We start from the raw sequence: 12,799 nt of genomic DNA, 5'->3' as shown, positions 1-12,799 counted from the left end.
CTGCGAGACCGCTAGAGAACCGCCCACCGGCGCTGAGACGACCGCTGACGAGTCGTTCCGGGTGCTGAAGACTGGTCGCTGGTGCTGGCGGGTTGGGTGGAGCTGGGGTGATTGGACCAGTGCAGCGAATGGCTGGTTGAAGTCCCGATTCTTCACTGGCTCGCACTGCCATAGTCTTCGCTAAAGGAAGGTCATCGAACCCTACCGTATTCAGCAGCACGGGTCTGCATCCAAGGAGAACTGAACCACAGTCACTTGGTCACGGACGACGTAAAAGATCTTTTAATTTCAAGCGTTATGACAAACCATCCTTTAGCCTATTGAAACTGATCATTCGGAACAATCTGGAGAACCAGCCGACGCTCGAGTTTTTGTCAGAACGCATAAGTCTTGATAGGTTCCTGATGCTAAGTAGATGAAATTTTTCCGGTTTGATGGATTTTCGAAAGTATATTCGTCAGTGTATTGAACCATAGTCAGTCTCGGAAGAGTTAAGCGAGGTTAGAATGGAACTTGAGCGCAAACATTTCGCCGGCATTGATATGGTTTACATCAAGGGGCGGATGGTCAGCACAACATCTTGGCAAGTTGGTGAGCTTTTGAATGACCTCATTGAAAACGGTTCGACCAAAATGCTGCTAAACTTGCAGGACGTTGAATATGTCAGCAGTGCCGGATTGCGATCCATTCTAGTGGCCGCAAAACTCATTCAATCGAATGATGGCGAGCTCCGGATATGCTCAGCCCGCGAGGATGTTGCCAAGATCATTGAAATGTCGGGGTTTGACAGTCTCATTAATCTACACGCCGACGAGTACGAGGCAGTTGCTGCTTTTGATTAGAGCTGACAAAGAAAACGCGCTATTCGCGTCAGATAAGTCTGATACCAAAGTATTCCGACACTGCTAAGAAATGTGTCAGCAACTCAGATTGGATAGTAGCGATATCACCTGCGCCGGTTTTCTTAGAGAAGGCCACAACTTCAACCGGATATCCGTCAACCGTAGGTGGCAACGCCTTTATACCAATTGGATGCCTGCGTTGGTGAACATTCTTTTGGGTTTGTATGAAGCGTTTCATATACACTTGAAACAGTTCGAAGTTCGTGATCCCTGATTTGCTGAAATCAGTCCAAGGGGTGTGTATAGAAGGGTTGTCCAGGTCGGCCAAAAGCGCGGATATGTCATCACTTATAAGAGGGATATCTCGCAGTTTTTCCAGTTCCTCTAAGGAACAGAAATGCACAGAGTCCGCTTTGACCACAAATGTGAACAACACAAGTCTCGCCCGCATTGTGTCAGTCATGTGCCTGTAGTTCATGTTCGCGCTGTCGAAGAATTTGTGCGTCGGAATTAGTGTGGTGCTGTAATCTCCGTTCTCAACAGTGATGTCATAGAGCCCTATACGCTTGACCGTTCCGTCCGCCTTGAATCCAGGCACCTTAACCTTGTCACCTTCGCGTAGAAGATCCCACGAGGCAATTCTCAGGCTCGCCTGAATAGCCATCAGGGTGTCCCGGAAAATGAACATTAATACTGCTGTTAACGCACCGAGACCACTCAGCAGAGTAACGATGTCGGTTTCAACTGTTATCGAGATCGCAAAGGCGACCCCTAAGAGGAAAACGACGACCTTTGCCAAATCGACATATCCGGTCGAGCTGGCCCCCTTGTCTCCGGCATTATGACGAATGATACCACCGATCCCAGCCAGTATCTTGATGATCGTTTCAATGGCTATTGCGATCAGTAGCAAGCCACTTATCAGGCGAATTTCATATGCGTAAGGTTCGCCAAGATTGGCAAGGAAGAAAGCTACCCCAACTGGGAAGGCATAGACAAAGTGGAACGGACGCAGCGCGTCGACGATAAGATCGACTTGGATGGATCCCACACGCATTGCGAAGCGCATTGCGATGCTTCCAATCAACGTTTTCAGAAATGGAGAGGTTATCAGCGCTATTATGACGAGGACGACAAGAGTTGGTCCCGGATAGGACTGCACGAGAGTAGTTAGTTGCTCCATTTAATACCCCAGCCCAGTGAAAATTAGTCGACTATAGCGCTGACCTGGCTTCGTCTTCGGTGTCAAAGACCGGAAAGATCCTGGAGAATCCGGACATGTTAAACACGGACTTAGTGGTCTCGTTCATTGCACAAACGCCTAGTTTCTTTCCCTGCCCATTTAGCCGTTTGCCGAGAGCGAGAATAACACGCAATCCAGTAGATGCGATGAAATCGACCTTTTCGACGTTGATCACCACATTCTTGTTTGGCTCGTCTTCGAGAATCCGGTTGATATCGGTTTCAGCGTCAGGACTTGACGTCGTGGTTAGATCGCCGTCGATATAGACAAAGACGGTTTTGTCGTCGGACTTCGATGTGATTTCCAGATACATTTGTCGCCTCTTGTTCCACTTCCGCCTACAGGGTTCAGTCACCCATTCGCTTCATCATGACCGTGATATTGCGGCCGTTTTTCCTCCGATACGAGTAGTCATCCATCAAGTTTTTCATCAAGTGGATTCCCAATCCGCCAATTTTGCGGTCCTCTAAAGAGCTTTCTGTATCTGGGTCATCCTGCATGAATGGGTCGAATTCGATGCCGTCGTCTTCGACCGATACAATAAGTCTTTGCTTGTCAGTTTCGAGGCTCACATCAATGATGTGTTCCTCTTCGTCCTGGAAGGCGTAGCTAATTATGTTGTTCAGGAAATCATCGAGTACTATCGACAAGGCATTCTGAACTTCGGCCTCCAACCCAAATTTTTCCCCAAATTCCTCAAGCGCTCTTTGACACCTGTCAATTTCTGAAAGCTCATTTTTCAAATGCAGCTCGATCACCGCACGTTCCTCTCGACTTTCCCAATCCACGTAACGCAAACCAAAGACCGTAATATCGTCCGATTGTTCGGCCCCTCCTGCAAATTCATCAACTGAGTCCACAATCTCATGCATCAAATACTTCACACCGTGTTTGTTTGACACGGACAACAAATGTTCTAGCCGCTTCTCACCGTAAGCTTCACCTTCGCTATTGAAGGCTTCGGTGATGCCATCAGTGAATACGATGATCTTGTCATCCATTCCCAACTTGATTGTGGCTTCCTCATATTGAATGTTCTCCATGACACCTATCATGGGTCCATGGATTTCATCCAAAGTTTTAAGCTCGCCAGTCGGGGAAAGAATGTATGGCGGGTTATGTCCAGCATTGGTGTAGGTCATCTCGCCAGTCTCGGTATCAATGATGCCGAAAAAGACTGTGATAAACATGCAGTCCTTGTTGTTCTCGCTCAGTTCGTTGTTCGTTTTCTGAATGATGCGCGCCGTCGACATGGTCGACTGGGAATGCGATTTCAGCAAAGTTTTCGTAACCGCCATGAGCAGCGCTGCCGGGACGCCCTTACCCGACACATCTGCAACGACAAAGGCAAACTTGCGCTCGTTGATGAAAAAGAAGTCGTAGAAGTCTCCTCCCACCTCTCGCGCAGGCCGCAACGTGGCCCACACATCTATATCCCTATGCTCAGGGAAACGCGGGAACGTCAGTGGGATCATGCTCATCTGGATTTCACGTCCGATATTGAGCTCGTCACCCATGCGTTTGTTTGCGATGGAAAGTTGCTTTTCGAGTTCCTTTTGGTGGGTGATGTCCACCACCACTCCGAGCATTCCACCGCGGCTTCCGTCAGACAAATCAAAAGCTTTGGCCCAGTAGAGCATCTGGCGCTCGCTGCCATCCAAAAGGGTAACGGAAATCTCGCTGTGTTTCGTTCCGCCATCCTTGATAAGTTCGACGTCCTCCTCGTGGTGAAAACGCCTTTTTTCTTCGGATGGGTGCTCCATATCCAGAAGGGTCTTGCCAATGTATTTTTCGTTGGCAGTGCTTCCGAACACATTATTGTATGCTTCGTTGAAAGTGAGAAATCGGGCTTCTGGATCTTTCACGAAAAGCGGATTGGGAATGGCGTCGACCAAGGCAGAAATGAAAGCTAGGTTGTCAGCTATTTTTTTTGCATTTTGCTTCCGTTCCGTAATGTCGATATCCAAACCAGCAACTGCTACGTGATTGCCTTCGGCATCCTTGATTGGGAATGTGCTGACTTGTAGGTGATAGTCCTGCCCTGTGTGGTCCTTGACCAGGGTTTCGGCGTCTCGACGTCGCCCGGTTGCCAGGATATCCCGGTTATATCCCTCGTATGCCTTTCCTTGTTCAGGAAAGATGTCCCTGACTTTCGCGCCAAGGATGTTTTCCCGTTTGACGCCGTGGAACTTTTCAAACGCCCGGTTCACATACTTGAAGCGCATATCCTCGGACTGAACGAACACATTCATCGGCATCTGTTCGATGATCTGATAAACCTCGCTCATCTCCTGTTCAGCCGCTCTTCGGGCGGTGATGTCGCGCACGATGCCTACAAAAATACGCTCTCCACCGACAAACGCCTCGCCAACGGTCAGACCCATTGGAAACTCTGATCCATTTTTGCGAAGACCGACAACCTCACGAGTTCTTCCTATCACTCGTGGGTCTCCGGATTTTACGTAACGTTGCAGATAAGAGTCATGTTCAGATTGCATCGGTTCTGGCATCAGAACATCTACTTTTCCTCCGACAACCTCGCCTCGGTCGTAACCAAATATCTTCTCTGCGCTGTGACTGAATTCTTGGATAACACCATCAGTCCCTATCACGATGATGCCATCAGCTGCATTTTCAAAAATTGTGCGAATTCGGGTTTCACTGGCCTCAAGGCTTTCAGTTCTCTCCGCGACCTTTTGCTCAAGACCACCTATAAGGTCGGCTAGGGCGTCTCGCATGACGTCAAAACTGCGCGCCAACTTGGCAATTTCGTCACCGCCGCTGGTGTCAATCTCAACACCCAAATCACCTTCTGCCATTATCGCGGCTTTTTGTGTGAGCTCCTTGATCGGAGAAGTGATCCTTTTGGATAGAACAGCGGAAATCGCACCGACAAGCAGAGCAAATAATATCAGTAACAAAAGCATCCGATCCCTAAGGTCGGTAACTGGCGCGAAGGCTTCAGCCTCGTCGATTTCACTCATGATGACCCAATTAATCCCTTCAGAATTGATTGGCCGATATGAAGAAAGAACGGGAACACCGCGATAGTCAGGAAAGATTTCGGTATCGGTTTCGCCGGCTAGAGCTCTTCGAGTACCTTGCGTTTCAACTATCTGAAGCCCGATGGAACTTTCAAACGCCCTGATCTGCTGGATGGTTTCCGGTGCCGTCCCGATGTTTTTAATCATGGCGAAGTAGTTTTCCGCATCTTCAATCAAAAACCGGGACTGATTTCGCATTAAGAAATCCGAGCCAACAAGATAAGTCTCACCGCTTTCGCCCAATCCGACATCGGACCAAGCCTGATTGCTGGTCATGATTTCGTTGATGCGCCCAATCGGCATCTGGAATACCAAAACGCCGGTCAGTTTGCCTTGGTTCATGATCGGTGCAGCTATGAACGAAGCAGGCGCATTGTAGGAAGGTTCGTAGGGTTCAAAGTCAGCCAGTTTGACAAAAACCTGCCCTGCTGCGAGTTCAGGATTTCCCTCTGCTTCCAACCCCCATTGGCGCGCGGCTCTAAAAACCTCTGCAAAATTTGACCTCTGATATGGGCCAGTCAGCAAGGAGGTTCCGAAATCCACTTCTTTGAACACTGAATACACTATCTGTCCGTCTTCAGGTTCCACCAAAAAAATATCGTAGAACCCAAACCGGTCCAGATAGTCGCGGAACCAGGGGTGGTACTTCGAGTGCATCGAACTGTAATAAGTCCCGTCCCCGGCGTCCGTGAGGACATGCTTTTCGCCGGTCGGGTGCGGATTCTGAACGATATATTGCTCCTGAAGATAACGCCCCACTTCCGTGTTCGGAAAATAACTTTCAGCGGAGACGCCTTTTAAGTCTTCGAGAGTATGGGCTTGGAGGCGTTCAAAAAACTCGTCTTCATAGTACCTTCGCATGCCCTCAGACACGGCCATTGCCTCTGGCAAGCGAGCCTCATTCGAGGATTTGAGTGCAGCTATTGCTAGTTTAAACCCATTTATGGCGTTGTGCGCCTCTTCATTGGTCGAAACGGAGCGGATCTGATTGGAAATCAGCTCAAAATAGTCCTCGATCTGTTGAGCCTTCATTTCCCGAACGGCGGTCAACTGCGCAAAGGTGAGGTCGTTGATTGCCGATTTTGCGTTGCGGTATTCGATGCTGCCAAAAATGATCAAGCTGGTCGTCGCCAAAACTGCGCCAAACAGAAACAGCTTCAGCCTGATTGAAATATTCCAACCTTCTTTCACTTCGCTCACCGCGCCCTCCCCGAAGCTAAATGCAAAAAGAAAATGGAGCTTTGAAATGGCTCAGGCTACGGCAAGCGAACAATTGCGCCCTAGATAAGCAGCGCTGAAAATCACTTCCTAGGCTCAAGTTTAGCGGGAGAACGAAATTTCGCAACGTTGACGTCAATCGGTACAAGTTGCTTTCTGTTCGCAGACAAGGACGAGATCGCATCAGCTTTTTATGCCATTAGAGAGCCCGTCTGTGGTTCAAAGCATTGAATGGCTTCACAAATCGTTAACGACCAAATCAGATTGAACACACCAGCCAATCGCTAATTTCTTAGCGGTAAACTTGTCCGCGCTTCGACCAATTATCTTGAACGAACCAACACCATGTTCAACAAAAAGAAAACTAAGAGATCCCCGGCAACCCGCTAAGGGCCGCCGAGGGTTAGTTTTCAGGGTGGTTTTCGGTTCGCGACATAGTCGGCCAGCCACTGCCAGTACGCTTCAGCATCACGGAATCCCTGAGCACGAGCGGCCAGATCTTCCGCAACCTTACGGGTGCAACCACCGTCGTATTCAGCGATCGCAGCCCGTTCCTCGAACGCGTCGATGTCAGGGAAGGTCATACCGGAAGCTGTATCTGATCGACGATCGACCGCCGTTGCTCGTCACTGATGCCTGCCGAATAAATCCCGTAGGTGATCCCGTTCTCTGATCGTGCCGATTGATGACCGACCAGAGATGCCGTGAAGTGTTCAGGAACACCTGTTCGTTCGCACTGGGTCACAAACCACTTGCGGGTCGAATGGAACACCAGTCCCGGTCGCTCCAGCCCCAACCGCCGTCTCAGTCTCGCGAACCCCTTGGTGACATGCGCTACGGTCAGATCAAGAAACAGTGGACCGGTCGATGGCAAAGCACGGAACGTCTCGGCCAGCATCGGGTGAACCGGAACCAGTCGCTCCGCCGCGTCGGTCTTCAGGAGTCTCAACTCATTGGGTTTAACATGAACGAAGCAGCCGAGGTTGCCTTTGGCCACGAGGTCTTCCCGGAGCAACCCTACCGCTTCCCCCGCTCGCATTCCTGACAGCAGACAGGTCAGCAGAACCGGATGTAACTCCCGGTCTTTGGCTCCCAGCAGTCGGACCACTTCATCGTCAGTCGGCACCGCATAGGGTTGAGGACGCACCTTGCGATCGAAGAGAACCGTTCGGAAGGGATTAACCTCAAGATGCCCCTCGTAGACCACCCAGTCGAGGAAGTGGTTAACCTGAGACCAGATACGCCGCTGGGTTCTGGCTGTAATGGTCACCGACCCGCGAGACGAGAACTCGACCAACTGGTCCAGGGTTAGCCCTCGGGTTCTTTCAGACTTTCCGATCATCGGAGACAGTTGGGCTATTGCGGACAGAAACTCTCGTCCATCCGCTCTGGTCAGGCTGCAAACCGGCTGGTCCCTGTATCGACTATTGAACAACCCGATTGAGTATCGGACCGATTTGAACCCGCTAGGCCGCAGTTCGTTACTGCGCTTGTTCAGATAAGCCCGGCTCAGGTCACGAACCGGCACTTTAACCGGCGCTGATGGCCTGATGAACTTAGACCGCTCCAGATTACATCCAGAGTCCTCCAGAGTGGCCCGGAGACGGACGAGAGACGACTCTGGTTGGTCAACCCATTCAGGAACGTCAGCGGTGCTCTCTGGAGCAGACAGGGCGTCTTCAGCTTGCGACCGAACCTGTTCCACCAGCGTTTCGAACCGCGCATTGACTTCAGCGGCTCGGACGCGGGCGGTGTTGCGGTCACTGGTCTTGAGGCTCTGCTTCAGCGCCTGAGCGCCCAGCGCGAGAGCTACGTCAACGGGATAGTTACGTCTGAACAGCCACGTATGACCCTTCAGATAGGCATAGCGAATGTGAGCAGACATCAATCTCCTCCTTTTCTGTTTCGAATTTGGGATGGGATCAGTTGGTTGAGATAACCCTGACGATCATCTCGAATGCCGGTTCGCCGTAGGACCCAGCCAGAGGGCCGGTGACGGCAAAGCCGGTCACGCAGTCTTCAAACACCTCTTCCACGCGGAACAGATGTTCAGGAACGTCATCGAAGGCCCGAACGACCACGACGTCACCGGGGTTCAGTTCCAGTTCAGTCATCGTCGGACCTCCACGTCCAGAGAACCGCCAGCAGAACCAGCGCTGAGACAGCGGGGTGAGACCGAGAGACCACCCAGAGCATCGTCGTCAGGACGGCCTTGGGCGGTGGGTGCAAAAGAAAACCCCCGACGAGAACGCCGAGGGCAGACAGGTACTTCATGGATCAAACTCCTGCAGTTGCTTCTTTATTTAGATGCAGGAGGTTGCTCGGTTTTTCTGGGGGGGGTGGACATTCAGGTATTCGGCGCGGATGGCGGGTTTGCGGACAAAGCCGCCTGATGTGGTTGCCGCGAGCTTAGCGGTCGCTCACTAACAAGATCGCGAAAATACATCGCGTTGATGTGGCGCGATATCGCGCCACTTATCATGACTCGCTTTTGAACAAGGGCAGTTTCATTGTTGCTCGAACCATGCAACACTAAATACGCCCCAGATTGCCTTCGTCGACCGAGACCAATTGGCGCTTCGCGCTAAACTACCTTCAGTGTTATTGAAGCTGGAACTCCCATTCGGAACATTCGAGCTGTTTCCAACTTGATTTTGCCCCATTCGCTTCTTCGGATCTAAGTACTTGAGGCAGCTCTGTAGCAAAGTCATTTAGTGTAGACTGAAATGCTGAGGCTAGGGGGCGACCGTTGTTCTCCGCCAATTTGAATAGGTTGCCGGCTAAGCTTCTGTATTCAAGAAGAATACACTGCGGTTGCAAAACACCTGCGGGTTCGGCGATCATTTTCGCCCGCCCAAGAAAATCCAAGTTTCCCGAACCAGCCCCGGTGTCGGCCGGCACAAGATGAAAAGTTGTTCGGATACGGAGATTTGAGGCCCTTGCACCTTGCGGACAGTCTCCTCTGCTAGAACGTGATGAGAAACAGGGTGACACTCCATCAAAAAGCGTAGTTTGCAGTGAATTCGACAACATCGCTTCGAAAGCACTCTCAAACCTCTCAGGTCGATATGCCTGGTTTATTGTGTAGGCCGCCCTCAAGATTTCTTCGCGTGATCGAGATGTGCCTGTTGATGCGCCATAGATCCCGCCCGCGGTGGCGAAAACTGGAACCAGAACGACACCAAGAACAACTCCAAACGGGTCGCCTGAAGAAAGCCCTCCTTCTAATGCGCCAGCAACTCCTGCGCCTATTCCGGAAGCAGCCCCTTCGCCGCGCGTGTAGGTTGCAGTGTCGACACCACGGTCGCCGTCAATCTGCACAAAAAGGTTAACCGTTGAACGATTGGCCATGTTGGAAAGTAAAATTTCCGGAGTCGGCGCTCCGCATGCCAACAACAATGAGAACGAAACGATGCAAAAGGCTTTTCGGAGTGTGCCTATTTTTCGTTTCATTTTGGGTCTCGTAGTATTTTGTTGGTTCGCGCATCCAGAACCGAAACCCCCCTATTGCCCGAAACCAATCGAATGTAATCACCGGGCTCTACATTCAACGAAACGTATTGGATTACGCTTATTGGGTCGGACAAGAGAGAGTTTTTCCATGCGTACGCGATCCTGAAGGTATGATATCCGGACTTAATATTGAATGTTTTTTCGCCTTTTTTTGTTTTCTCTGGACGCGCTTCAACTAGATCGGACCCTTGAAATATCCCAGCGAAAGTCGCGCCTTTTATCAAGCCGACATCACTCGGCTGATGGCCCAAATGAGACCAGACGAGAAGAGCGGAGCCATTTGTGTTGGTCGTCGTCAGCCCGTTGTGCAATACTGGACGCCCGGCAGTTTCGTCCTGTACCACATAGTAATTGTCTTTGAGTCGAAAGCTGTACTCATGCGATTTAATCGCATCAAAACAGAAATCGTACTTTATTATTGTTCCGGCCACATAAGACTGACCGAGTGTGACGCAGTTATAACCCGGTTTGAGAAAAATTCTGTATGCGGTCTGGCCATCCTTAGACCTGATTGAACCACTGATACTTACTTGGCGACCATTGACACCCGCTGGTTTCAGCTGTTCATTCATCGCAGTAAAAGAAGCGTAACCTTGTGGTGTTTCGGGCAACCCAAGTGCCACTAACGATGCGTTATCGTACTGAGGAGAGTCGGTAGGCGATAAACAGCCAGCCAAAGACCAAGCTACGACAAAAGGAATGATTCCGAAGCGCAATCTCCTAACACGCTTTACTAAAGCAACCTTTGCAAAATGGCATGCGACCGCCATAAGCTCGCCCTCCCATTTATTGAATCTCCTCAGATTGTGTCCTAATCAGCGCCGCATCGCTTTGATCTATAGCAAAATTGAAAATGCCTGAGCCCGCCGGCTGCTCTGGGCTCTCAACGGCCCCACCAAGCCCCCCAACCGCCAGCACCAGCGACCAGTCTTCAGCACCCGGAACCAGTCGTCAGCGGTCCAGCCAGCGCCAGTGGACGGTCCTCTGGCGGTCTCGTCAGCGGTCGATCCAGCGATAAAATGCCCCCGAAACTGCCCCAGTTTCTTCTGCTTCGCAAAAAAGCCGAGTCTAAGCATCGGACGGCAAGGATTCCTACCACCCCAGCCAGTTCATCAGAACATGGATAGACAGCAGGCACTTGGGGCTAAACCCTCTGAGAAATGCCCCCGTTTATGCCCCAGTGGTTTCGGGTGTTACGGGTGCGCAGGGTGAGCCCTCTGAGGTCTTTGAAGGCCCATGCCACAGGTCATAGCAGGTCGCGATCGACCCCGTTCGCCCAGAAGTCCCAGTCGTCGCGCTTGTTATCGGCCGCCGACCCCTCAATCAGACGAATCCGCAAATCCTCGGATGCACGTAAGTTTCCAATTGCGCTCTGAACGCTCGAGACGATGTCAATCCAAACATATCATTCGGCGCACCTCAGTCTTGTCCAACTTGATTCACCCCAATCAGCTTCCGCAGATCTAAGAAATAGAGGCAATTCCACGGCAAAATCATACAGCGTTGACTGAAGAGACGTTGTCATGGGCTGACCGTTGTTTTCTGCTAACTCAAATAAGTTACCGGCGAAATTCGTATATCTGAGCGAAATACACTCCGGCTGCAGGACACCCTTAGGTTCGGCGGTCAAAAGCGTCTGAACAACAAAGTCCAAATTTCCAGAACCTGCACCAGAGTCGGCCGGAACTAGGTTAAACGAGGTGCGAATAACAAGATTGGAAGTTTGTGCACCTTGTGGGCAGCTTGATCTGCTTGAACTGGTTGTGAAACACGGCGGCACGCCATCGAAAAGTCCAGTACTCAAAGAGTTGGAAAGTGTCGCTTCGAATGCTCGTTCAAACTTTGATGGTTGGTATGCCCGGTTCAGTGTATCTAATGCACGTACAATTTCCTCACGCGATCGCGACGTTCCACTCGCGGCACCATAGATTCCTCCTGCAGTGGCAAACACAGGAACTAATGCGACACCGAGAGCCAGTCCGAATGGGTCTGCTGAGGAAAGCCCCGCCTCCAAAGCACCTCCGGCGCCTGCGCCAATACCCGAAACAGCACCTTCGCCTCGCGTATAAGCGGTGCTACGGACATCTCCGTCTACGATCCGCACGGACAAGTTTATCGTTGAACGCGATGCTAAATTGGCAGTGTTTATGTCTGGAAGGGAGGGCGCGCACGCAGAGAGAAGCGAGCAAATAGCTACGCATAGCGCTTTAAGTCTTTTTCTGTCGCTTCTCTTCATCTCAACTGGTGTATCGATTTGCAAGTTTCCGTGGGCCTCATAGGCAGCAGACAACGGTCCAATTTCACCAATGCGGAGCATTGAAACTTCAGCCATCCCTTCCTTTTTGCAGAACTCCGAAAGTGCTTAAATATATCTTAAAATCAGAATGTAACTTTTGATTTGCATCAAGAGGAAGTGCATAATTGATCTCATTCGGAGTAAAATCTCCAGCGCTCGCGGGATGGAGTACACCGTATGCGCCCGGATAGTCTGATTGAGGGGTCGGCGGCGGATAACAAGCGCGACGACTGGGACTTCTGGGCGAACGGGGTCGATCGCGACCTGCTATGACCTGTGGCATGGGCTTTCAACGACTTCAGAGGGCTCACCCTGCGCACCCGTAACACCCGAAACCACTGGGGCATAAACGGGGGCATTTCTCGGAGGGTTTAGCCCCAAGCGCCTACAGTCGTTCCATGTTCTGATGAGCTGGCTGGGGTGGTAGGAATCCTTGCCGCCCGATGATTGTTATCGGCTTTTTAGAGAAGCCCGACCAACTGGGGCGGTTTCGGGGCATTCGCTAAGCTCTGCGACGGGCATTTCTGACCGCTAGAGAGCTCGTTAACGGGTGCTGACTAGACCGCTGGATCGACCGTCCACTGGCGCTGACGACCCGCTGTCGAGTCGTTCCGGGTGCTGAAGACTGGTCGCTGGTGCTGGC

General features: G+C 51.2%; 12 protein-coding genes. 2 read left to right on the top strand and 10 right to left on the bottom strand.

The genetic code is table 11. From position 1 onward, the window contains the following. The coding region (locus ACR0C5_RS19395; RefSeq protein ID WP_480878558.1) for a hypothetical protein at window positions 1-184 on the top strand (184 nt) is incomplete at its 5' end. 322 nt (window positions 185-506) lie between these two features. After that, the gene (locus ACR0C5_RS19390; RefSeq protein WP_480878556.1) at window positions 507-842 is read left to right on the top strand and encodes an STAS domain-containing protein; all 336 of its coding nucleotides are present in this window, start codon (window positions 507-509) and stop codon (window positions 840-842) included. A 28-nt stretch (window positions 843-870) separates the two neighbouring features. Here the strand turns inward: ACR0C5_RS19390 and ACR0C5_RS19385 are convergent, their stop codons facing one another. From ACR0C5_RS19385 to ACR0C5_RS19340, 10 genes are all read right to left on the bottom strand, one after another. Then, complete coding sequence (locus ACR0C5_RS19385) at window positions 871-2,025, bottom strand: mechanosensitive ion channel domain-containing protein (protein ID WP_480878554.1); 1,155 nt, start codon at window positions 2,023-2,025, stop codon at window positions 871-873. Between the two features lie 31 nt (window positions 2,026-2,056). Beyond that, a complete protein-coding gene (locus ACR0C5_RS19380) occupies window positions 2,057-2,398 on the bottom strand; it encodes an STAS domain-containing protein (RefSeq protein WP_170503490.1) in 342 nt (113 codons plus the stop codon). Between the two features lie 34 nt (window positions 2,399-2,432). Continuing rightward, window positions 2,433-6,329, bottom strand: coding sequence for a PAS domain S-box protein (locus ACR0C5_RS19375; RefSeq protein WP_480878552.1), 3,897 nt, complete (start codon window positions 6,327-6,329; stop codon window positions 2,433-2,435). A 428-nt stretch (window positions 6,330-6,757) separates the two neighbouring features. After that, window positions 6,758-6,931, bottom strand: coding sequence for a hypothetical protein (locus tag ACR0C5_RS19370; RefSeq protein ID WP_480878550.1), 174 nt, complete (start codon window positions 6,929-6,931; stop codon window positions 6,758-6,760). After that, the gene (locus tag ACR0C5_RS19365; RefSeq protein ID WP_480878548.1) at window positions 6,928-8,232 is read right to left on the bottom strand and encodes a DUF6538 domain-containing protein; all 1,305 of its coding nucleotides are present in this window, start codon (window positions 8,230-8,232) and stop codon (window positions 6,928-6,930) included. The genes ACR0C5_RS19370 and ACR0C5_RS19365 overlap by 4 nt, the downstream gene beginning before the upstream one ends. Window positions 8,233-8,269: 37 nt before the next feature. Further along, entirely contained in the window at window positions 8,270-8,461 is a 192-nt protein-coding gene (locus tag ACR0C5_RS19360) for a hypothetical protein (RefSeq protein ID WP_480878545.1), read from the bottom strand. Then, window positions 8,454-8,621, bottom strand: a complete 168-nt coding sequence (locus ACR0C5_RS19355; protein WP_170484287.1) for a hypothetical protein — start codon at window positions 8,619-8,621, stop codon at window positions 8,454-8,456. The genes ACR0C5_RS19360 and ACR0C5_RS19355 overlap by 8 nt, the downstream gene beginning before the upstream one ends. Window positions 8,622-8,948: 327 nt before the next feature. Then, on the bottom strand, window positions 8,949-9,800 hold the full coding sequence (locus ACR0C5_RS19350; protein ID WP_480878542.1) for a hypothetical protein: 852 nt from the start codon (window positions 9,798-9,800) through the stop codon (window positions 8,949-8,951). Beyond that, on the bottom strand, window positions 9,797-10,630 hold the full coding sequence (locus tag ACR0C5_RS19345; protein ID WP_170603765.1) for a hypothetical protein: 834 nt from the start codon (window positions 10,628-10,630) through the stop codon (window positions 9,797-9,799). Before ACR0C5_RS19345 ends, ACR0C5_RS19350 begins: the two co-directional genes overlap by 4 nt. Before the next feature lie 635 nt (window positions 10,631-11,265). Then, window positions 11,266-12,192, bottom strand: coding sequence for a hypothetical protein (locus ACR0C5_RS19340; protein ID WP_480878540.1), 927 nt, complete (start codon window positions 12,190-12,192; stop codon window positions 11,266-11,268). Between the last annotated feature and the right edge of the window lie 607 nt (window positions 12,193-12,799).

Source organism: Ruegeria sp. N8 (genome assembly GCF_056531325.1).
The sequence above is the reverse complement of the archived record's forward strand: the minus strand, read 5'-3'. Positions and strand labels throughout refer to the sequence as shown.